Source organism: Tsukamurella ocularis (assembly GCF_965138335.1).
Taxonomy (GTDB): domain Bacteria; phylum Actinomycetota; class Actinomycetes; order Mycobacteriales; family Mycobacteriaceae; genus Tsukamurella; species Tsukamurella ocularis_A.
The window spans coordinates 136,276-156,564 of sequence record NZ_CBCSDV010000001.1 but is presented as its reverse complement, the minus strand read 5'-3'; the positions used below and the strand labels follow the sequence as shown (position 1 = coordinate 156,564).

The following is a 20,289-nucleotide window of genomic DNA, read 5'->3' as shown; positions in this document are numbered from 1 at the left end:
CTAACGAATCGTCCGTCTGGTCTCACCAGCAGGTGTGCCGAGTCATCGGCAGCGGCTGCGGGTCCGGCCCCTCCGCGGGAGGCGGCTGCACCAGGTGCACCACCTGGAGGATGTGGAACTGCTCCTGGTGCACCACCGCGAGCCCGCCGTAGTCGAGCGAGACCTGCATGTCGGTGCCCAGGAACCGGAACGGGCGGAAGGTCCACCACAGGTTCCCGTTCTCCTGCCGGAAGTCGCCCTCGGACCGGTCGGCGTCGGCGAGCACCCAGGCGGCGGTGCACTCGTCGGCCGCCCACGACGCCCACTGGTTGACGCCCTTCTCCTTGTCCCAGAGCCGGCCCTCCGTGCGGCGGTCACCGTCGTTGCCCATGTCGCGCAGGCCGTCGAACATCCCCGGGAGGCCGTCGTGCGCGATCCGCAGCGAGGGCCAGGCCCAGCTCGGCTGCACGTGGAAGAAGACGCAGTCGCCGGGGCGCGCGTGGTCGCGGATGTAGCGCGCGGCGTAGCTGAAATCGCTGCCGCCCGGCTTCGAGAGCGGGCTGTGCTGCCACAGGTACCCGGGGATCGCGGCCACCGCCAGCACCACGAGCAGCGCCGCGCCGGCGACGCGCGGGCGGGGCAGGGCCCGCGCCACCGTCGTGACCGCGGCGGCGAGCACGAGCACCACGCCGGGCACCGTGAAGCTCACGTACCGCCCCACGTACGACGGGACCACCGGCGAGACCAGCAGGATCGCCGCGAGCGGCACCAGGGCGCCGGCCAGGCCGTAGCGGAGCACGCACGTCAGGTCCACGGGGGACGCGCCCGACGGTGCCGCATCCGCCGGTCCATCCTCCCCCGCCCGCGCGGATCCGTCGACGCCGCGGCGCCACCACAGCAGCACGGCGACGGCGATCAGGAGCCAGGCCGCCACGGCGAACGCCGTCGAGTGGTCGAACCACTGGTCGACCAGCACGTTCTGGAAGATCCGCCAGCCCGGCCAGCGCAGCCAGGAGACCTGGTCGCGCTGGGTGGCCGCAAGGATCACGACGGGACTCGCCAGCGCGATCGCCGCCGCCGAGGCGATCGCCGCGGGTCGCAGCACGGCGCGGGTGCGGGTGCGTTCGTCCGCGGCGAGGATCGCCGCGACCGCGAGCACCAGGCTCGCGGAGTAGAGGAAGAGAACCGTCGCGAGCAGCAGCGCCGCGCCGTAGGCGAACCAGGCCCGGGGACGCGGGTCGCTCCTCGGTGCGCCGGCCGTGCGGGTCGACGATGCCGCCCGGTGCGCCGCGATCAGGACGAACGCCGCGGAGGCGATCACCCACGAGTAGGAACGGGCCTCCACGCCCGACCAGGTGATCCGCGGCAGCACCAGCGCGATCACCCCGGCGACCAGCGCGAAGGTCTCGTCGCCGAATCGGCGGGCGAGGCAGTAGCAGGCCGCGACCGCCGCGCCGACGCCCAGCGCGGAGAACGCCCGCAACGCCGCCTCGTCGAGCCCGAAGACGAGCGAGAAGGTGCGCACGCCCCAGTAGTAGAGGCCGTGCACGGCATCGATGGTGGTGAGCAGGTGCCACAACTCGCCCGGCGATCGGTCGATGGCGGACCCGGTGGCGAGCTCGTCGAACCAGACGGACGGTCGCCCGCCGTGCCAGAGCGACAGCAGGATGCCGACGAGCGCGAGCGCCCAGGGAACGAGCCGTCTCACATCAGCCGGAAGATCACCGTGCGCTGGACGATGAAGTTGACGACGGTCGCGGTGCCCTGGGCGATCACGAAGGCGATCGCGCGGACGACGTAGTCGGAGGCACCGTCCCCCGAAGCCGGGAACAGCGCGAGGATCCCCAGGTAGAGACCCGTCTGCACGCCGTACATGGTCAGGTACAGGGCCCACACCGCGATGAGGCGCTTCGTGCTGGGCTCGGCCTTGAACGTCCACCGGCGGTTGAGCAGGTACGCCGTGGTGGTGCCGCAGATGAAGCCGACGGTCTTCGCGGTGAAGTCGCTGGTGCCGAAACCCATGGTCAGGATCAGCGTGATGCCGAAGTCGACGACCGCCGAGAACGCGCCGGTCAGCACGAACCGGATCAGCTGGGTCTTGAGATCGAGGTGTTCCCGATCTGCGGCTTCAGAGGCTGTCACGAGGTCACAGCGTACTTCAGAGATCCCTCGTCATTCGAATACGTCGTCGCCGGAGGCGGCCTCGGCCTCTCGGCGACGCTCCGCCCGCGCCGCGAGGAGGACGGCGACGACGGCGATCCCGGCACCCACGAGTCCGCCGACCACGGCGCCCGCGAGCGTGCTCGGGTCGCGGTCGAGTTGGAGGGCGCACCAGACCGCCAGGTAGGGGATCAGGATCGCCGCCATCACGGCCTTGCGCGCCGGAGTGAGGAAGGCGCGGGTGATGGACGCCAGCGGCACGTCGTGCCTGCTGCAGTACCGGTACGCGGCGAGTTGCGTCGCGAGCAGCAGGAGCAGCACCGCCATCGACGTGATCCGGGCGCCCTCCGCCGCCGCGATCAGGGAGGCCACGAGCGCGGCCGGCGCCGCCCAGTAGTAGCCCACCGACATCGCCCGGTAGTACTCCTCGCGATTGCGCTCGTCCCCCCAGGCGGGGTCCGACGGGGCGAGGATGAAGTCCTCGACGCGACTCTCAGCCGACATGATCGTCCTCCTTCAGGGGAAACAGCTCCTCGACGGTGGAACCGAGGGCCCGCGCCACCTTCAGCGCGAGGTACACGCTCGGGGCGTAATCGCCCTTCTCGACCGAGACCACCGTCTGCCGGCTCACACCGACGGCGGCGGCCAGTTCGGCCTGGGTGATGCGCCGGTCGCGTCGCCGCGCCCGCACCGGGTTGTCGTCGCCCTCCACGCACTCGAGTCAAGCAGCCTTGACATTTTGTGTCAAGCATTCTTGTCATCGACGTTCGTCCGCCGCGCACTACGTCCGATTCGGTCTCATTCCTGCCCGAATGCGGGCAGAAAATTGACAGGGCACCGTCGGGGCCGGAAGATCGAAGCCGTGCCGGACAGCGATCTCGTGGATCACATCGCGCGGACCACGGGGCTCTCCGCCACCGAGGCCGTGCGTGTCATCGACGACGTGACGGCCTATTACCGGGAACCGGTCGAGGAGTTCGTCCGCCGCCGCCATCGCGATCTGCAGGGTCGCGGCGCCAAGAACGCGGAGATCTTCGCGACCCTCGCCGACGAGTTGAGCAGCCGGCTCGTCGCCGCCCCCGACCTCACCGAGCGGCAGCTGCGCCGTCTCATCTACAGCTAGGAGCACGCCCCAGCATGTGCGGAATCGTCGGATACATCGGTGGCCAGACGGCCGTGGACATCCTCGTCGACGGGCTCACCCAGCTCGAGTACCGCGGATACGACTCCGCGGGTATCGCCGTGCTCGGCCCGTCCGGCGCGAAGCGCGTCCGCAGCGTGGGCCGGGTACGCGACCTGGAGGCCGCGCTGCCGAAGCGGCTCGCCGGGAAGACCGGCATCGGCCACACCCGGTGGGCCACGCACGGCGCCCCGTCCGAGGCGAACGCCCACCCGCACACCTCCGCCCCCGACGCCGACGGCCACGAGCGGATCTTCGTGGTGCACAACGGCATCATCGACAACGCGCGCGACCTGCGGCTCGAGCTCGAGGCCGACGGCGTGGAGCTCACCTCCGACACCGACACCGAGGCCGTCGCGCACCTCATCGCGCGCAGCGGCGCCGAGACCCTCGAGGACGCGGTCCGCCAGACCCTGCACCGGCTCAGCGGCACCTACGCCCTGGCCGTGATCGACACCGAGCACCCTGATCGGATCGTCGTGGCCCGCAACGGCTCCCCGCTCATCATCGGCGTCGGCGACAAGGAGATGTTCGTCGCCTCCGACATCTCCGCCGTCGTGCGGCACACCAGCCAGGTCGTCCACCTCGACGACGGCGAGTGCGCCACCGTCACCGCCTCGGGTTTCCGCATGTTCAGCGCCGACGACAATCGCGCCGTCGCGAAGTCCGCCACCACCGTGGACATCTCGCCGGACGACCTGGAGCTGGGTAACCACAGCCACTTCATGCTCAAGGAGATCGCGGAGCAGCCGAGCTCGCTCGAGCGCATGCTCTCCGGCCGGCTCGACGAGCGCTTCGCCACCGCCCGCCTCGACGGGCTGAACCTGGACGCGCAGGCCATGCGCCGGTTCAAGCGCGTCAAGATCCTCGGCTGCGGCAGCGCCTACTACATGGGCCAGCTGGGCGCCTCCGTCATCGAGGAGCTCGCCCGCATCCCCGCGGACGCCGAGCCGGCCAGCGAGTTCCGTTACCGCAACCCGATCGTGGAGCCCGACACGCTGTACGTCGCGGTGAGCCAGTCGGGCGAGACCGCCGACACCGCGTTCGCCGTGCAGGAGGTCAAGCGCAAGGGCGGCACCATCGTCGGCCTGGTGAACGTGGTCGGCTCGACCATCGCGCGCGAGGTCTCCGGCGGCATCTACCTGCACGCGGGCCCCGAGGTCTCCGTCGCCTCCACCAAGGCGAACACGCACATGGCGGTGGGGTTCGCGCTGCTCGCGCTCGCCCTGGGCCGGGTGCGCGACCTCTCCATCACCGACGGGACGCGGATCGTCAAGGGCCTCAAGGCCCTGCCCGCCCAGATCGGCGAGATCATCGACTCCCCCGGCGACGTCGAGGACGCGGCCAAGCTGCTGGCCGAGGCGCCGAGCCTGTTCTACATCGGCCGCGTGCGGGGCTACCCGACGGCGCGCGAGGGCGCGCAGAAGTTCAAGGAGATCAGCTACCGCCACGCCGAGGCCTACCAGGCCTCCGAGCTCAAGCACGGCCCGCTCGCGCTGATCAGCCCGGAGATGCCGACCGTCGCCATCGTGCCCGACGACGAGCTGCTCGACCGCAACATCGGTGCGCTGCACGAGATCGCGGCCCGCGGCGGCGACATCGTGGCGATCACCAACCCGGGCGTCGAGCTGCCCGAGGCCAAGGTGACGCTCACGGTGCCGAAGAACGAGCCCGAGCTGGACCCGATCCTGCTGATGATCCCGACGCAGCTGCTGGCCTACTACGCCGCGCTCAGCCTGGGCCTCAACATCGACCGCCCCCGCAACCTGGCGAAGTCGGTCACCGTCGAGTAGTCAGTCCCGCTTCGGCCCCACCCAGACCTGCTGGGCGTTGACGAACTCGTGGATGCCGGCCCGGCCCAGCTCGCGGCCGTAGCCGGACCGCTTGATGCCACCGCTCGGCAGCCGCGGGTCGGTCTTGACGATGCCGTTGACGCTCACCTGCCCGGCCTCGAGCTCCCGCGCGATGGCCTCGCCGCGGGCGGCGTCGGTCCACACGCTCGCGGCGAGGCCGTACGGGGTCGCGTTCGCGAGATCGACGGCGTGGTCGGCGTCGACGGCCGTCATCACCGCGGCGACGGGGCCGAAGGTCTCCTCGGCGCACGCCGCCATGCCGGGCCGCACCCCGGTCAGCAGCGTGGGCGGGTAGAAGAACCCCGGTCCGTCGGGCACCGTCCCGCCGAGCAGGCAGGTGGCGCCGGCGGTCACGGTCTCCGTGACCTGGCGATGCAGGTTGTCCCGCAGGTCGGCGCGGGCGATCGGGCCGACCTGCGTGTCGTCCTCCCGGGGATCGCCCATCCGCAGCGCGCCCAGCCGGGTGCGCAGCGCCTCGACGAGCTCGTCGTGCACCGACCGCTCGACGATGATCCGCTTCGCGGCGATGCAGGACTGGCCGGCGTTGATGATCCGGGACAGGGCCAGCACCTCCGCTGCGGCCTCGATGTCGGCGTCCGCCAACACGATCGACGGGTCCGAGCCGCCCAGCTCCAGCACCGCGGGCTTGATCTCCGAGGCCGCGACCGACGCCACCGCGGCCCCCGCGCGGTCCGAGCCGGTGAAGGAGACGGCGCGGATCCGGCCGTCGCGGATCACCCCCGCCACGTCGGGCGTCGCGACCGGCAAGGAGGCGAACACCCCGTCGGGCGCCCCCACGGCGCGAAACGCCCCGGCGATCGCGGCGGCGCACCCGGGGACGTGCGGGTCGTGCTTCATGACGGCGGTGTTGCCCGCCATGAGGGCGGGCGCGCAGAACCGGAAGGCGAGCCAGAAGGGCGCGTTCCACGGCAGCACGCCGAGCACCGGGCCGAGCGGCAGGTACTGCACGTAGCTGGAGGTGGCGTCGGACTCGACGGTCTCCGCCGCGAGGTATTGCTCGCCGTGGTCGGCGTAGTGTTCGGCGGCCCACGCCGCCTTGACGACCTCGCCGCGCGCCTCGGTGATGGGCTTGCCCATCTCCTCGGTCATCACGTAGGCGTAATCCTCGACGCCGCGGCGCAGTTCGGCGCCCACCGCGCGCAGCAGCTGCGCGCGCTCGGCGAAGCCCGCCCGCCGCCAGTCGTGATACGCCGTCTCCGCGTGCTCGAGCGTCGTCTCGATCTCGACGGGGCCCGCGGCGGGCACCTCCCGCACCGGTCGCCCGGTCGACGGGTCGATCGCGGTCAGCATCGTGGTCATGGCAACACCTCCAGATCGGTCGTCTCCTGCTGCGGCGCAGCGCTCTCCGTGTCGTGCACGGTGAAGTCCTCGTCGAGGGTGAAGAAGGACTCGCACCCGTCCGCGGTGATCCGGATGGTGTCCGAGATGCCGACGGTCTTGTCGCCGTCGACGCCCCACATCCACGGGATCACGTGGAAGGTCATGCCCGGCTCCAGCGCGGTGAAGTCACCGGGGTTGAGGCTCAGGATGTAGCCCTCGTCCCACGACGGCGGGAAGGCGATGCCGATCGAATAGCCCGACCGGGTGACCAGGCGCGCGCCGACGGTGTTGTCGGAGATGATCCGACGCACCAACGAGTCCGCGTCGGAGACCGTCATCCCCGGCCGCATCAGGGACTTCAGCTCGGCGAGCGCCAGTTTCATCCGCTCCTGCGCCTCGTACATCGTGGGCGAGAGCTCGCCGTTGACCGCGGTGCGCATGAGCGCTGCGTGATACCGGCGGTAGCAGCCGCCGACCTCGAGGAAGACGTGCTCGCCGGGTTCGATCGTGCGCCCCTCCCACGTCGCGTGACCGATCATCGACCGCGGTCCCGAGGCGACGTAGGGCATGACGGAGGGGAACTCGCCACCGGCGCGGAACATCGCCGAGCTGATCGCCGCCGCCACGTCGTTCTCCGTGTTGCCGGGGACCGCGGCCTCCAGCCCGGCGGCCATGCCCGCCTCCGCGGCGCGGGCGGCCTTGCGCATCACGGCGATCTCCGCATCCGACTTGGTCGCCCGGCCCGCCTCGACGATGCCGAAGCAGTCCATCAGCACGCCCTGCTGGAAGGAGGTGTGCACGCGGTCCTGCTGGTAGGCCGGGAAGAAGTAGCTGTTGCGCTCGTAGCCCACGCGTTTGGTCCCGAGCCCGCCCTCCTTGAGGGTGAGCACCAGCTCCTGGATGGCGTCACCGGTGTCGGGATAGGGCCGCGTGCGCTCCACCCACGTCCGCGCGATCACGTTGGACTCCTCCATCGCGCGGGTGATCATCACCGGCTCGTCGTCGAGCGGCACCACCAGCGCCTGGAAGAAGGAGTAGCCGGTGGTCTGGTAGTCGGTGAGGTACATCAGGTTCTCGGGATCGGTGATCACCACGGCGTCGAGTCCCCGCTTGTCCATCCGCTCCCGCAGCTCCGCCAGCCGCCGCTCGTACTCCTCGGGCGGGAAGGTCATGTCGTCGCGCCGCCTCATCGCGCCACCTCCGTCACGGCCCGCTCCAGGATGTCCAGGCCCGCGGCGAGGTCCTCGTCGGGAATGGTCAGCGGGGGGATCAGTTTCAGCACGCGGCCGCCGCTGCCGCAGGGGCCGATGAGGAGCCCGGCATCGAAACAGGCGGCCTGCACGGCCTTGGCGAAGGCGCCGTCGCCCGTGTCCAGGGCCTGCATCATGCCCTTGCCGCGCACCTCCCAGTCGCGATCGGGATGGGCGGCCGCCAGCGTGGCGAGACGCTCGCGCATGGTCTCGCCCTTCGCGGCGACGGCCGTCATCAGCTCGTCGTCGGCGAAGTAGTCCAGGGCCACGGTGCCGGCCACCATCGACAGGCCCTGACCACGGAACGTGCCGGTGTGCGCGCCGGGCGACCAGTGCGCGTCGACGGCGGGCTTGTTGAGGTTCATGGCGATCGGGGTGCCGTAGCCACCGAGACCCTTGGCGAGGGTGATGACGTCGGGGTCGAGACCGTAGCCGTCGAAGCTGAAATAGCTTCCGGTGCGTCCGCATCCGGCCTGGATGTCGTCGACGATGAACAGCGCCCCGGTCTCCCGCGCGAGGTCCTGCACCGCGTGCAGCCACTCGGCGCTCGCGACGTTGACGCCGCCCTCGGCCTGCACCGCCTCCACGAGGAAGGCCGCCGGCGCGGTATGGCCGCTGGACGGATCCGCCAGGGCGGCGGCGTAGTCCGAGAGCGCGGTCTTGCCGCCGGGAGCCGTCTCGAAGGGCAGCCGGACCACGTCGCGCAGGGGCACGCCGGCCCACTGCCGGAAAGCATGATTGGCGGTGGCGGCGAGCGCGCCGAGGGTCATGCCGTGGAAGCCGTGACTGAAGGCCACGACCTCTCGGCGACCGGTGGCGAGGCGGGCCAGCTTGAGCGCCGCCTCGACCGCGTTCGTGCCGGTCGGGCCGGTGAACTGCATGCGATGGTCCATGCCGCGCGGCGCGAGGATCACGTCGTGGAAGCGGGTGAGGAAGTCGCGTTTGGTGGTGGTGTAGGTGTCGAGGCTGTGGGCCACGCCGTCGGCCTCGAGGAAATCGATCATGGCGCGCTTCATGTTCGGGTTGTTGTGCCCGAAGTTGAGGACCCCGGCGCCCGCGAAGAAGTCGATGTAGCTCTTCCCGGCCTCGTCCACCTGCCGAGCGTTGGACGCGGACGCGAAGACGGTGGGGAAGTTCCGGCAGTACCCGCGGACTTCCGATTCCCAGTCCTCGAAGGCAGCAGTATCCATGCGAATCCCTTTCGTTGCGTGCGACTCTCTTCTGATCAGGTCGGCTCCGGCGCCCCCGCGAGACCCACCAGCAGGCGTGCGGCGGGATCGAGCAGGGCATCGTCGAAGTCGTAATCGGCGCTGTGCAGGGGCGCCGCGGTGCCGGAGCCGAGGAGCGCGAAGGCCCCCGGAATCCGTTGCAGGTAGTAGCTGAAGTCCTCGGATGCGAGCACGGGCGCCGCGGCGGAGGGCTCGGCCCAGCGCGGGCCGAGCACCGTCGACAGGCGCTCGCGCAGCTCGGCCGCCGGGCCGGGATGGTTGACGGTGGCGCCGTAACGCACGGTGGTCCGGACGTCGGCGCGCACCCCGTGGGCGGCGGCGGTGGCGCCGGCGATCTCGTCGATGAGGGCGAAGACCCGGGTCCGGGCGTCGTCGTCCGCGGCGCGCACGCTTCCCGCGATCAGCGCCGACTCCGGGGTGACGGTGGCGGCGCTCTCGGCGCGCAGCGAGGTCACCGCCACGACGGCGGCCTGCTGCGGCGACGTGCGGCGCGCGACGATCTGCTGCAGCGCGACCACCACCGCGGCCGCGGCGAGCACCGGGTCGCGGGTGGCCTCCGGCTGCGACGCGTGACCGCCGCGGCCGAGCAGCTCGACCTCGAAGGTGCCGTTCGCGGACATCACCGGTCCATCCGGACAGAGCGCTCGGCCGAACGGCAGACCGGGCCAGTTGTGCCAGCCGAAGACGGCGTCCACACCGTCGAGCGCACCGTCGGCGATCATGCCGCGCGCACCGTGCCCGCCCTCCTCGGCGGGCTGGAACAGCAGCGTGACCGGGCCCGGGAGGTCGGCCTCGTGGGCGCGGAGCCAGCGCGCGGCCGCGAGCAGGGCGGCGGTGTGGCCGTCGTGCCCGCAGGCGTGCATGACGCCCTCGGTCGCGGAGGCGTACGGGAGGCCGGTGGCCTCCTCGATCGGCATGGCGTCGAGGTCGGCGCGCAGCGCCACGTGCCGGCCGGGCGCGTGCGGGGCGAGGCGGACGACGGTGCCCGTGTCCGCGCAGGGCCGCCACGCGAGGCCGATCGCGTCGAGTTCGGCGCGCACGGCCGCGGCGGTGGCGTGCTCCGCCCAGGCGAGCTCGGGGCGGCGATGAAGTTCGCGTCGGAGTTCAGTGGCCCGGGCAACGGTCTCGACCCAAGAAGCGTTCATCGGACCTCCTCGGATGGGTGTCCGTTTCGGTCCCTTTCAACGTACCGCGATCCGCCGGAAGGCGCGCGGACATCACCCGAACGGCGGATGTGCACGAGCGAACAGCTCCCTACCGTGAATCCCCATGGGGCGAAGGACACGGACGACCGACGCGCGGCTGCGCGCGGCGCTGCCGCCCGAGCTCTACACAGTGCTGCAACTGCGCGTGGTCCAGGGGCGGACCGTCGACGAGACGGCCGCCGCGCTGCGGATCACGCCCCAGGCGGTGCGGCTGCGGCAGCACCACGCGCTGGAGCGGATCCGCTGCGGCATTACGCGTTCCGGCGCGGAGGCCGGTTAAGGACCCGCTCAGAGGCTGCGGGCGATCAGCTCCTTCATGATCTCGTTGGTGCCGCCGTAGATCTTCTGCACCCGGGCGCCCGCGTACAGCTGCGCGATGGGGTACTCCATCATGTAGCCGTAGCCGCCGAACAGCTGCAACACGCTGTCCACGACCCGGCACTGCATGTCCGTCGCCCACAGCTTCGCCATCGACGCGGTCGCGGCGTCGAGGGTGCCGTCGATGGCGCGCCCGATGCAGTGGTCGATCAGAGTCCGGCCCGCGAAGACCTCGGTCTTCGCCTCGGCGAGCACGAACCTGGTGTTCTGGAAGTCGGCGATCGGGCGGCCGAAGGCCTTGCGCTCCTTGGTGTACGCGATGGCCTCCAGCACCGCCTTCTCGGCCGCGTCCACACCGCCGACGGCGATGCTCAGCCGCTCGCGGGGGAGCTGGCGCATCAGCTGGTAGAAGCCCTGGCCCTCGACGCCGCCGAGCAGGTTCTCCGCCGGGACGCGCATGTCGGTGAAGGAGAGCTCGCGGGTGTCCTGGCCGTGCTGCCCGATCTTCTGGAGCACGCGCCCGCGCTCGAAGCCGGGGAGGTCCTTCGTCTCCGCGACGATGAGGGAGATGCCCTTGGCGCCCTGGGACGGATCGGTCTTCGCCACGATGATGAGCAGGTCGCAGTGGCTGCCGTTGGAGATGAAGGTCTTCGAGCCGTTGATGACGTACTCGTCGCCCTCGCGGACCGCGGTGGTGCGCACGGCCTGCAGGTCGGACCCGGTGCCGGGCTCCGTCATCGCGATGGCCAGCACGGCCTCACCGGACGCGGCCCCCGGCAGCCACCGCGCCTTCTGCTCCTCGGTGCCGCAGTCGTCGATGTAGTGCGCGCAGATGGTGGAGTGCACGCCGTAGCCGAAGGCACCGTCGCCGGAGAAGACGAGCTCCTCCAGCACGACGGTGTCGTGCCCGAAGTCGCCGCCGGCGCCGCCGAGGGCCTCGGGGAGCTCCGTGCACAGCAGTCCCGCGGCGCCCGCCTTGTTCCAGAACTCGCGGTCCACCTGGTGCTGCTCGGCCCACCGCTCCTGGTTCGGGGTGGCCTCGCGGCGGAAGAACTCGGCGGCGTGCTTGCGGAGCTCCGTGTGCTCGGGGGTCTCCCAGGCGGGTCGGTAATCGGGGAACAGTGCGGTCATGGGCGGTCTCTTCTCTCGCGCGATCGAGCGGGCAATACATTCGTATAGTCCACGATGCACATGTACAGCGCAAGGCTCCGCCGCTAGGATCACGCAGGTGGATGGGACCCCCGAGACCGGCCTTCCCGCGACGAACGACGACCTGACCGCGAAGGCCAGGATCCGCAACGCCGCGCTCGAGCTCTTCGCCGCGCACGGCGCGAGCGCCGTCTCGCTGCGCGCCGTCGCCGCGCGGGCCGGAGTCACCGTCGGCCTGGTGCAGCACCACTTCACGACGAAGGACGGCCTCCGCAGCGCCGTCGAGGAACAGATCGTCGAGTACCACGCCCGCGCCATCGCCCGCGTGCCCGACGAGGGGCCGCCCGCCGACGTCGCCGCGGCTCGCGACGCCTCGGTGCGCGCGATGCTCGCCCGGCACCCCGCCGTCGTCGACTACCTGCGCCGTTCCTTCCTCGACCCGACGGGCTCGCAGCTCCTGATCCGGCTCACCGAACTGGGCCGCAGCGAGGTGGTGCGGCTGCGCGCCGCGCACCTCGCGTCCACTGATCGGCCCGAATCGGACCAGGTGATCGGCCTGATGGTGCGGCAGCTGGGCACGCTGTTCCTGCAGCCCCTCGTCGACGCGATGTGGGAGCACCTGCGCGAGCCCGGCGCACCGTCGGAGACCAAGCCGGTGCTGTCAGTGAGCACCGAGCCGGGCGGGCCGGACGCCGCTCCGGTGTGACCAGAACGAGGTCACAGCGGCTTCAACCTCAGCATCGACTCAGGTTGGGCGCGGTAATCTGATGGGCGATGTCCGAGACAACTCTTCCCTATCTGCCCATCTCGACGCGCAAGCTGATGGGGTGGTCGCGCACCACCCCGATCGAGGGGCACGTGCTGTCCACCCCCGACGTGGACCAGATCGCCCGGGCGGTCGCCATTGTGGCCGACGCCGAGGCCGACAAGCCCGCCTACCTGCGACGCGGCGTGATCGCGCGCGGGCTGGGCCGCTCGTACAACGAGTCGGCGCAGAACTCCGGCGGCCTCACCATCGACATGACGCCGCTCAGCGCGATCCACGCGATCGACGCCGAGAACGCCATCGTCGATGTCGACGCCGGTGTCGACCTCGACACCCTGATGAAGGCGGCCCTGCCCTACGGCCTGTGGGTGCCCGTCCTCCCCGGCACGCGCCAGGTGACGATCGGTGGCGCCATCGCGCACGACATCCACGGCAAGAGCCACCACTCGACCGGCAGCTTCGGCAACCAGGTCGCCGAGATCACCCTGCTCGTGGCCGACGGCCGCGTCCTGACGCTGGCTCCGAAGGGCACGCCGGACGACCCGAAGGGCGAGCTGTTCTGGGCCACCGTCGGTGGCATCGGCCTCACCGGCATCGTTCTGCGCGCCAAGCTGAACATGCAGCGCACCGAGACCGCCTACTTCAAGGCCGACGGCTGCACGACCGCCAATCTCGACGAGACGATCGAGCTGCACCTGAACGGCTGGGAGGAAGGCGCCGAGTACGCCTCCGGCTGGTTCGACTCGATCTCCAAAAAGAAGCTGGGCCGCGGCAGCTTCTCCAAGGGAAACCTCGCCAAGCTCGAGGACCTGCCCGACAACTTGGCCAAGGACCCGCTGAAGTTCGACGCACCGTCGCTCGTGACGCTGCCCGACATCTTCCCGCACGGACTGGCGAACAAGTTCGATTTCTCCCTGCTCAGCGAGGTGTACTACCGCACGGGTGCCACCTATCAGGGCAAGATCCAGAACCTGACGAAGTTCTACCACCCGCTCGACCTGTTCGGCGACTGGAACCGCGCGTACGGCCCCAAGGGCTTCCTGCAGTACCAGTTCGTGGTGCCGCCCGGGAACGAGGACGAGTTCAAGCAGATCATCGTCGACATCCAGGCCTCGGGCCATGTCAGCTTCCTCAACGTGATCAAGCTGTTCGGCGACGGCAACGACGCGCCGCTGAGCTTCCCGATGCGCGGCTGGAACGTCTGCGTCGACTTCCCCATCAAGAAGGGACTGCACGAGTTCGTGACCGAGCTGGATCGCCGCGTCTTCGCGATGGGCGGCCGCCTCTACACCGCGAAGGACTCGCGCACCACCGCGGAGATGTTCCACGCCATGTACCCGCGGGTCGAGGAGTGGATCGCCACCCGTCGCCGGATCGACCCGACGGGCGTCTTCATGTCCGACATGGGCCGCCGCCTCGAGCTCGCCTAAGCCTCACGACCGCAAGGAACCACGACATATGAAGAACGCCGTAGGCGTCCCCCAGTCCCTGCTGCTGCTCGGCGGCACCTCCGAGATCGGCCTGTCGATCGTCGAGGAGTACCTCGCCAAGGGCCCGATGCGCGTCGTGCTCGCCGCGCTGCCGAACGATCCGCTGCGCGAGCAGGCCGTCGCCCAGGTCGAGGCCGCCGGCGCCACGTCGGTCGAGGTCATCGACTTCGACGCGACCGATTTCGACGGTCACCAGAAGACCATCGACGCCGCGTTCTCCGGAGGTGACATCGACGTCGCCATCGTCGCCTTCGCGCTCGACTTCGACGCCGAGGAGCTGTGGCAGAACCAGCGCAAGGCCGTGCTCCTCGCGCAGGTCAACTACACCGGCGCCGTGTCCGTCGGCGTGCTGCTGGGCCAGAAGATCAAGGAACAGGGCCACGGCCAGATCATCGCGATGAGCTCGGTCGCCGGCCTGCGCCCGCGCCGCAGCAACTTCGTCTACGGCTCGTCCAAGGCCGGATTCGACGGCTTCTACCTCAACCTGGGCCAGGCGCTGGAACCCTTCGGCGGCTCCGTCCTCGTGGTCCGCCCGGGCATGGTGCGCACCAAGTTCTCCGCGCACGTCAAGGAGGCGCCGCTGACGATCGACAAGGACGTCATCGGCAGGCTCGCCGTCGACGCCGCGATCAAGGGCAAGTCGTTGGTCTACGCACCCGCGCCGTGGGGCTTCGTCAGCTTCGGCCTGAAGAACATCCCCCAGCCGATCTTCAAGAAGCTCCCGATCTAGTCTGGCCCGCGTGACTGATACGCGCTCCGGCCCCGGCACCGTCGCCCCTCCAGCACCGGCGCGGGCCCGGGACCTGGCCCTCGACCTCGCCGCCGCCGCGATCNNCGCGNNGGCGGTCGGCGTCGTCGNGTGGTTCGCCATCAGCACCGTCGACTGGCCCGCATACAGCAGCTCCAACGTGACCCGCGCCTTCGCGACCGTCTTCCAGGTGATCGCGATCGCCGTGCTCGCCGGCTGCGCCGTCCTCCTCTCCCGGGGCGCCCGGGGCTGGTCGGCACGCCTCGGGCGGCTGCTCTCCTACGCGACGGTGGCGGGCTTCGTCACCGTCACCCTGGCGCTGCCGCTCGGCGGCACCACGCTGTACCTGGGCGGCATCTCCGTCGACCAGCAGTTCCGCACCGAGTTCCTCACGCGGTTCACGTCCTCGCCGCGCCTCGCGGACATGACCTACATCGACATGCCGCCGCTGTACTCCCCCGGCTGGTTCTGGTTGGGCGGGCGGTTCGCGCAGATCTTCGGCCTCGAGGGATGGGAGGCCTTCCAGCCCTGGTCGATCATCTCCCTCGCCGTCGCGGCGGCGGTCGCGCTGGCGCTGTGGCTCGTCGTCGTCAGCCCCGCCCGGGCCCTCGCCGCGACGCTCGCCACCACCGTGGCGATGCTGCTCTACGGCTCCGCCGAGCCCTACGGCGCCGCCGTCGCGATCCTCATGCCGCCGGTCCTCATCGTCGCCTGGTTCGCCATCCTCCGGGGCCACCGCGGCGCGCTCGCGCTGGTGGGCGTCTACCTCGGCGTCGCGGTCTGGTTCTACACCCTCTACCTCGGCGTCGCGGCGTTCGCGGTCGTGCTCATGGGCGTGGTCGCCCTGGGCGCCACCTGGTTCCGCGAACATCGGCTCGAGTGGCGCTACCCCGTCCGGGTCGCGGTGATGGGCGTCGTCGCCGTCGCGATCGGCCTCCCCGCGTACGGCCCGTACCTCTGGCGGGCCTACCGCGACGGCACGGACTCCAAGGGGTCGGCACTGCACTACCTGCCCGAGCAGGGCTCCGTGCTGTCGCTACCGATGCTGCACTTCACGCTGCTCGGCGCGCTCGGCATGATCGGCATCGTGTGGATCCTGGTGAAGGCCCGCACCTGCCTGCCCGCACAGGCGCTCGGCCTCGCGATCGCGGGCTCGTACCTGTGGGCGCTGCTGTCGATGGTCGCCTCGCCCGCGGGCACCACGCTGCTCGGCTTCCGCACCGAACCGGTGCTGCACATCCTGCTCGCCGCGGCCGGCGCGCTCGGCGCCGTGACCATGGTCGGCGCGCTCGGCGACGGCTATCCGCGCTACCGCGACGCCGGCGTCGTGCTCGGCGTACTCGCCGCGATCGGTGTGGCACAGACGATCCCCGCGCAGCTGGCCGGCGAGATCGCCGTCGCCTACTCCGACACCGACGGCCACGGCGAGCGCGGCGACCGCCGGCCCGCGGGTGCGGAATCGTCGTACAAGGACGTGGACGCCGCCATCCTCGCCGCCACGGGCAAGCCGCGCACCGACACCGTCGTGCTCACCGCCGACTACGGCTTCCTCGCGATCTACCCGTACTGGGGCTTCCAGAACCTCACCTCGAACTACGCGAACCCCCTGGCGCACTTCACCGCTCGGTCCGCTGCGATCGAATCCTGGGCGAAGCTGGAGACGCCCGACGAGCTGATCGCGGCCCTCGACGACGCGCCGTGGCGCGCTCCGGACGCCTTCGTCTTCCGACGGTCCGCCGACGGCCTCTCGCTGCGCCTCGCCGAGGACGTGTACCCCAACGACCCGAACGTGCGCCGGTACACCGTGGTCTTCCCCGAGAAGCTCTTCGAGGACCCGAGATTCGCCGTCACCGAGACGGGCCCGTTCGTCGTGATCGTGAGGAAGTGACCATGTCCCTGTCCCGTTCCGTGCGCGACCTGATGCAGCGCCGCAGCCTGCTGCCCGACTCCCTCGACGCCGCGCTCTCCGGCAAGGGGCGGACGCTGCGCGGCCTGCGGATCGTGGTGACCGGGGCCTCGGCGGGCATCGGCCGCGAGGCCGCGCTCCAGCTCGCAGAGCGCGGCGCGCACGTGATCGCCGTGGCGCGGCGCGAGAACGAGCTCGAGGAGCTGTGCACCCTCACCGGTGGCGAGTACCGGGTCTGCGACCTGACCGACACCGACGCCATCGACGGGCTGATCACGAGCCTGGGCGAGGTCGACGTGCTGGTCAACAACGCCGGCCACTCCATCCGGCGGACCATCGCCGACTCCACCGAGCGCTTCCACGACTACCAGCGCACGATGAACCTCAACTACTTCTCGGCCGTGCAGCTCTCGCTGGGCGTCCTGCCGGGGATGATCGAGCGCGGGCGCGGGCAGATCGTCAACGTCTGCACCTGGGGCCTGCTCGCGAACACCTTTCCCAAGTTCTCCGCGTACGCGGCGTCGAAGAACGCGCTCGCGATCTTCGGCCGCAGCCTGAACGCCGAGCGCCCGCACCCCGGCGTGCACGCGACCAACGTCTACTTCCCGCTGGTCCGCACCGAGATGATCGCGCCCACGGCCGAGTACTCCGACGCGTCCGCGCTGGAGCCCGACGAGGCCGGCCGGTGGATCGTCCGGGCGATCACCCACCAGCCCGTCGAGGTCTCGCCCGCGGCGCTGCGCGCGGTGCTGCCGGTGATGGACCTGCTGTCGCCGGGGACCACCGACCGGACGATCTCGTCGCTGACCTGAGCCGCCGCACCGGGGCGGGGCGTCGAGATCGCACCCTTTACCCGACGTAACTTTGATTTGCCTCACCTAACGTGCGCGGTACGCTTCGGCGCGTGATGAAACGATCCTTCGCCCGCCGGCTCGCGCCCGCGGTCGTCCTGCTGGCCGCCACCGTCGGCCTCAGCGCCTGCTCCGACTCGACCGACGGCGCCAAGACCCCGGGCAATACCCAGGTCGCCACCGGCGGCGAGCGGTTCGGCACCGCCGACGCCGAGACGGCCAAGCTCGGCACCGACGCGGCGCCCGGCGTCTTCCCGCGCACGATCAAGCACGCGCGCGGCGCGACCGAGATCCCGAAGAAGCCCGAGCGCGTCGTCGTGCTCGACAGCGGCGAGCTGGACTCCGTGCTCACGCTGGGCATCAAGCCCGTCGGCCTGGTGGTCACCGACGGCGCCAGCCCGATCCCGACGTACCTCGCCGACAAGGTGCAGGGCGTCGAGACCGTCGGCAAGAACACGAGCCTGGACCTCGAGAAGATCGCCGCGCTCAAGCCCGACCTCATCCTCGGCAGCCAGCTGCGCGTGGACAAGCAGTACGACCAGCTCTCCGCGATCGCGCCCACCGTCTTCTCCATCCGCCCCGGCTTCCCGTGGAAGGAGAACTTCCGCCTGATCGGCGCCGCCGTCGGCGAGGAGACGAAGGCGAAGGACGCCCTGAACTCCTACGCGGACAACGCGAAGGCGCTCAGCGCGAAGTTCACGGGCCAGAAGCCGGCCATCTCGCTCGTCCGGTTCATGCCGAACCGGCTGCGCCTCTACGGCAACAAGTCGCTGATCGGCGTGATCCTGCAGGACGCGGGCCTCCCGCGCGCCGGCAACCAGGGCGTGGACGAACTGGCCACCGAGATCTCGCTGGAGAACCTCTCGCAGGCGGACGGCGACTACATCTTCTACTCCAGCTACGGCAAGCCCGAGAACACGGGCGAGACCGCGGCGCTGGCGAACCCCGCATGGTCGCAGCTCAGCGGCGTGCAGAAGGGCAAGGCCTTCCGCGTGGACGACGACGTCTGGTACCTGGGCCTCGGCCCCACGGGCGCGAACCTCATCGTCAAGCAGTTGGGCGAGTACCTGGCGCGATAGCCGCGCTCCACGGGCGCCCGGGTGGCCTCCACCCGGGCGTCACCCTTCTGTTAACGATGTTACGCGTGTTGTTCATGTGTCTCATGGGACTTGTGGTTAGGGTCTCTACTCATGACCACACGCCGGGGATTCCTGCGCGCGGGCGCCGTCGCCGCGCTCGCCACCGCCAGCGCGGCCGCCACCGGCCGCATCGCCCACGCGCTGCCCGGGGCCACGGTCTCCGGGACCATCGCCGGCACCACCCTTGAGCGGGTCAGCGTGCCGGGACAGGCCCGCGCCGGCGGCTACCGCCCGCTGGTCGACGGTGCCGGCTGGCCGCTGTACGTGCGGCAGGAGCTCGCGACCGCGGGTGGCACCCGCGAGGCCGTCCGCGCACCGCTCGCCTCGTTCGTGCAGCTCACCGACATGCACATCGTCGACGCGCAGAGCCCCGCCCGGTTCGAGTTCGTCCACCCGTTCCAGGCGCCGGCCTTCCGCCCCCAGGAGACGCTGACCACGCAGGGCGCGGTCTCCCTCGTCGAGCGGATCAACGCGATCGCGGCCGGCCCGTTCACCGGCCGCGCCTTCGACTGCGTCATCACCACCGGCGACAACACCGACAACCGGGAGTTCGCGGAGCTGGGCTGGTTCCAGACGGTGCTCTCGGGCGGCACCGTGGTGCCCAACACCGGCGCCCCCGACCGCTTCGAGGGCCTGCAGGCACACGGCGCCGCCCTCTACTGGCAGCCCGAGTCCCCGTACTGGGACATGTACAAGGACAAGGGCTTCCAGCAGATCCCCGGCTTCCTCCGGGCCGCGATCGGCGCCCACACCAGCCCCGGCCTGCGGATGCCCTGGTACGCCGTGGTGGGCAACCACGACGACAGCCTGCTGGGCACCCTGCCCAACGGCATCGCCGACTGGCTCTACCTCTCGCCCGTGAAGCTCGACATCCCGCACACCGATCCCGCGGCGCTCGCCATCGCCCGCGCGCTCACGACGGACCCGTCGCAGGTCGGTCCGATGCTCACCAAGCTCAAGCTCTCCGGGCCGGTCATCCCGGTCACCGTCGACCCGAAGCGGGCCCCGTTCAGCCCGCGCGACTTCGTGCGCCGCCACTTCGACCCGGCGGTGACGGGACCCGGCCCCGTCGGGCACGGCTTCTCCAGCCCGGACGGCCCCACCTGGTACACCTTCCAGATCGCCCCGGGTGTACTCGGCATCGCCCTCGACACCACCAACAACCTGGGCATCGCCGAGGGCACCATCGGCGAGAAGCAGCTCGCCTGGCTCGTCGCGCAGCTGAAGGCCCATCCGGACCAGCTGGTGATCGTCTTCAGCCACCACACGTCGAAGTCGATGACCGCCAAGCTCCCCGACCCCGAGGAGCCCGGCGAGAAGCAGTTCGACGGCGGGGTCGTCGTGACGACGCTCACCGACCACCCGAACGTGATCGCCTGGGTGAACGGACACACCCACAAGAACGAGATGATCCCCCACGCCGGCCCCACCCCGAAGCAGAGCTTCTGGGAGATCAACACCGCCAGCCACGTCGACTTCCCGCAGCTGGCCCGCATCATCGAGGTCGCCGACAACCGCGACGGCACGCTGAGCCTGTTCACGCCGCTCATCGAGGCCGCGAGTCCCGCGACGGCGAACCCGTCGGACCTCAGCGCGACGGGCCTCGCCAGCCTGTACCGCGAGCTGGCCTACAACGACATCCACCGCGACGACGAGCTCCTCGGCGCCGCCGCCGACCGCAACTGCGAGCTGCTCCTCACCCACCCGCTGCGCTGACGCGGGTGC

19 protein-coding genes and 1 pseudogene are annotated in these 20,289 nt (G+C 70.8%); 11 read left to right on the top strand and 9 right to left on the bottom strand.

The window, feature by feature from the left end; translation table 11 throughout:
* Window positions 1–22: 22 nt before the first annotated feature.
* From ACNAYW_RS00775 to ACNAYW_RS00760, 4 genes are read right to left on the bottom strand one after another with little or no spacing between them, the layout of a single operon-like run.
* Window positions 23–1,687, bottom strand: a complete 1,665-nt coding sequence (locus ACNAYW_RS00775) for a glycosyltransferase family 39 protein (protein ID WP_415847856.1) — start codon at window positions 1,685–1,687, stop codon at window positions 23–25.
* Window positions 1,684–2,121: a GtrA family protein gene (locus ACNAYW_RS00770; protein WP_415847855.1), complete on the bottom strand. Its 438-nt coding sequence runs from the start codon at window positions 2,119–2,121 to the stop codon at window positions 1,684–1,686. The genes ACNAYW_RS00775 and ACNAYW_RS00770 overlap by 4 nt, the downstream gene beginning before the upstream one ends.
* Before the next feature lie 30 nt (window positions 2,122–2,151).
* Entirely contained in the window at window positions 2,152–2,643 is a 492-nt protein-coding gene (locus ACNAYW_RS00765; RefSeq protein ID WP_415847854.1) for a hypothetical protein, read from the bottom strand.
* Window positions 2,633–2,851, bottom strand: a complete 219-nt coding sequence (locus tag ACNAYW_RS00760; RefSeq protein WP_415847853.1) for a helix-turn-helix transcriptional regulator — start codon at window positions 2,849–2,851, stop codon at window positions 2,633–2,635. Before ACNAYW_RS00760 ends, ACNAYW_RS00765 begins: the two co-directional genes overlap by 11 nt.
* 150 nt (window positions 2,852–3,001) lie before the next feature.
* On the opposite strand from ACNAYW_RS00760, the gene ACNAYW_RS00755 reads away from it, so the two are divergent.
* Together ACNAYW_RS00755 and glmS are read left to right on the top strand one after the other, a co-directional pair.
* Window positions 3,002–3,262, top strand: coding sequence for a hypothetical protein (locus ACNAYW_RS00755; protein WP_224645625.1), 261 nt, complete (start codon window positions 3,002–3,004; stop codon window positions 3,260–3,262).
* Between the two features lie 14 nt (window positions 3,263–3,276).
* Window positions 3,277–5,112, top strand: a complete 1,836-nt coding sequence (glmS, locus tag ACNAYW_RS00750) for a glutamine--fructose-6-phosphate transaminase (isomerizing) (RefSeq protein ID WP_224645624.1) — start codon at window positions 3,277–3,279, stop codon at window positions 5,110–5,112.
* Here the strand turns inward: glmS and ACNAYW_RS00745 are convergent, their stop codons facing one another.
* The 4 genes from ACNAYW_RS00745 to doeB2 are packed head-to-tail and all read right to left on the bottom strand — an operon-like array spanning window position 5,113 to window position 10,137.
* Window positions 5,113–6,492, bottom strand: coding sequence for an NAD-dependent succinate-semialdehyde dehydrogenase (locus tag ACNAYW_RS00745; RefSeq protein ID WP_415847852.1), 1,380 nt, complete (start codon window positions 6,490–6,492; stop codon window positions 5,113–5,115).
* Window positions 6,489–7,703, bottom strand: a complete 1,215-nt coding sequence (gene doeA / locus ACNAYW_RS00740) for an ectoine hydrolase (RefSeq protein WP_415847851.1) — start codon at window positions 7,701–7,703, stop codon at window positions 6,489–6,491. The genes ACNAYW_RS00745 and doeA overlap by 4 nt, the downstream gene beginning before the upstream one ends.
* Window positions 7,700–8,953: an aspartate aminotransferase family protein gene (locus ACNAYW_RS00735; protein WP_415847850.1), complete on the bottom strand. Its 1,254-nt coding sequence runs from the start codon at window positions 8,951–8,953 to the stop codon at window positions 7,700–7,702. Before ACNAYW_RS00735 ends, doeA begins: the two co-directional genes overlap by 4 nt.
* A gap of 35 nt (window positions 8,954–8,988) precedes the next feature.
* Complete coding sequence (gene doeB2 / locus ACNAYW_RS00730) at window positions 8,989–10,137, bottom strand: N(2)-acetyl-L-2,4-diaminobutanoate deacetylase DoeB2 (protein ID WP_415847849.1); 1,149 nt, start codon at window positions 10,135–10,137, stop codon at window positions 8,989–8,991.
* Window positions 10,138–10,261: 124 nt separating this feature from the next.
* Here doeB2 and ACNAYW_RS00725 point away from each other — a divergent pair, with 124 nt between their 5' ends.
* Complete coding sequence (locus ACNAYW_RS00725; protein ID WP_415847848.1) at window positions 10,262–10,477, top strand: sigma factor-like helix-turn-helix DNA-binding protein; 216 nt, start codon at window positions 10,262–10,264, stop codon at window positions 10,475–10,477.
* An 8-nt stretch (window positions 10,478–10,485) separates the two neighbouring features.
* On the opposite strand, the gene ACNAYW_RS00720 is transcribed toward ACNAYW_RS00725, so the two are convergent.
* On the bottom strand, window positions 10,486–11,646 hold the full coding sequence (locus tag ACNAYW_RS00720) for an acyl-CoA dehydrogenase family protein (protein WP_415847847.1): 1,161 nt from the start codon (window positions 11,644–11,646) through the stop codon (window positions 10,486–10,488).
* Between the two features lie 97 nt (window positions 11,647–11,743).
* Here ACNAYW_RS00720 and ACNAYW_RS00715 point away from each other — a divergent pair, with 97 nt between their 5' ends.
* The 8 genes and pseudogenes from ACNAYW_RS00715 to ACNAYW_RS00685 all read left to right on the top strand — a co-directional run bounded on the left by ACNAYW_RS00715 (window position 11,744) and on the right by ACNAYW_RS00685 (window position 20,280).
* Window positions 11,744–12,370: a TetR/AcrR family transcriptional regulator gene (locus ACNAYW_RS00715; RefSeq protein WP_415847846.1), complete on the top strand. Its 627-nt coding sequence runs from the start codon at window positions 11,744–11,746 to the stop codon at window positions 12,368–12,370.
* Window positions 12,371–12,438: 68 nt separating this feature from the next.
* The gene (locus ACNAYW_RS00710; protein WP_415847845.1) at window positions 12,439–13,860 is read left to right on the top strand and encodes an FAD-binding oxidoreductase; all 1,422 of its coding nucleotides are present in this window, start codon (window positions 12,439–12,441) and stop codon (window positions 13,858–13,860) included.
* Window positions 13,861–13,888: 28 nt separating this feature from the next.
* Window positions 13,889–14,650 carry a decaprenylphospho-beta-D-erythro-pentofuranosid-2-ulose 2-reductase gene (locus ACNAYW_RS00705; protein WP_415847844.1) on the top strand — a complete coding sequence of 254 codons (762 nt, stop codon included), beginning with the start codon at window positions 13,889–13,891 and terminating at the stop codon, window positions 14,648–14,650.
* A 10-nt stretch (window positions 14,651–14,660) separates the two neighbouring features.
* Window positions 14,661–14,753, top strand: a pseudogene (locus ACNAYW_RS24695) (hypothetical protein); the annotation flags it as partial.
* Between the two features lie 26 nt (window positions 14,754–14,779).
* A partial coding sequence (locus ACNAYW_RS00700) for an arabinofuranosyltransferase (protein WP_415847843.1) occupies window positions 14,780–16,556 on the top strand: 1,777 nt, incomplete at its 5' end.
* Between the two features lie 2 nt (window positions 16,557–16,558).
* Window positions 16,559–17,386, top strand: a complete 828-nt coding sequence (locus tag ACNAYW_RS00695; RefSeq protein WP_415847842.1) for an SDR family NAD(P)-dependent oxidoreductase — start codon at window positions 16,559–16,561, stop codon at window positions 17,384–17,386.
* Between the two features lie 95 nt (window positions 17,387–17,481).
* Complete coding sequence (locus tag ACNAYW_RS00690) at window positions 17,482–18,504, top strand: ABC transporter substrate-binding protein (RefSeq protein WP_415848202.1); 1,023 nt, start codon at window positions 17,482–17,484, stop codon at window positions 18,502–18,504.
* Between the two features lie 111 nt (window positions 18,505–18,615).
* Entirely contained in the window at window positions 18,616–20,280 is a 1,665-nt protein-coding gene (locus tag ACNAYW_RS00685; protein ID WP_415847841.1) for a TIGR03767 family metallophosphoesterase, read from the top strand.
* The last annotated feature ends 9 nt before the right edge of the window (window positions 20,281–20,289 follow it).

What these genes read in the sequence shown, in the direction of transcription:
- ACNAYW_RS00765 (WP_415847854.1), bottom strand. Translation starts at nt 2,643, where the DNA reads ATGTCGGCTGAGAGTCGCGTCGAGGACTTCATCCTCGCCCCGTCGGAC.
- glmS (WP_224645624.1), top strand. Translation starts at nt 3,277, where the DNA reads ATGTGCGGAATCGTCGGATACATCGGTGGCCAGACGGCCGTGGACATC.
- ACNAYW_RS00745 (WP_415847852.1), bottom strand. Translation starts at nt 6,492, where the DNA reads ATGACCACGATGCTGACCGCGATCGACCCGTCGACCGGGCGACCGGTG.
- doeA (WP_415847851.1), bottom strand. Translation starts at nt 7,703, where the DNA reads ATGAGGCGGCGCGACGACATGACCTTCCCGCCCGAGGAGTACGAGCGG.
- ACNAYW_RS00735 (WP_415847850.1), bottom strand. Translation starts at nt 8,953, where the DNA reads ATGGATACTGCTGCCTTCGAGGACTGGGAATCGGAAGTCCGCGGGTAC.
- doeB2 (WP_415847849.1), bottom strand. Translation starts at nt 10,137, where the DNA reads ATGAACGCTTCTTGGGTCGAGACCGTTGCCCGGGCCACTGAACTCCGA.
- ACNAYW_RS00725 (WP_415847848.1), top strand. Translation starts at nt 10,262, where the DNA reads ATGGGGCGAAGGACACGGACGACCGACGCGCGGCTGCGCGCGGCGCTG.
- ACNAYW_RS00720 (WP_415847847.1), bottom strand. Translation starts at nt 11,646, where the DNA reads ATGACCGCACTGTTCCCCGATTACCGACCCGCCTGGGAGACCCCCGAG.
- ACNAYW_RS00710 (WP_415847845.1), top strand. Translation starts at nt 12,439, where the DNA reads ATGTCCGAGACAACTCTTCCCTATCTGCCCATCTCGACGCGCAAGCTG.
- ACNAYW_RS00705 (WP_415847844.1), top strand. Translation starts at nt 13,889, where the DNA reads ATGAAGAACGCCGTAGGCGTCCCCCAGTCCCTGCTGCTGCTCGGCGGC.
- ACNAYW_RS00695 (WP_415847842.1), top strand. Translation starts at nt 16,559, where the DNA reads ATGTCCCTGTCCCGTTCCGTGCGCGACCTGATGCAGCGCCGCAGCCTG.
- ACNAYW_RS00690 (WP_415848202.1), top strand. Translation starts at nt 17,482, where the DNA reads ATGAAACGATCCTTCGCCCGCCGGCTCGCGCCCGCGGTCGTCCTGCTG.
- ACNAYW_RS00685 (WP_415847841.1), top strand. Translation starts at nt 18,616, where the DNA reads ATGACCACACGCCGGGGATTCCTGCGCGCGGGCGCCGTCGCCGCGCTC.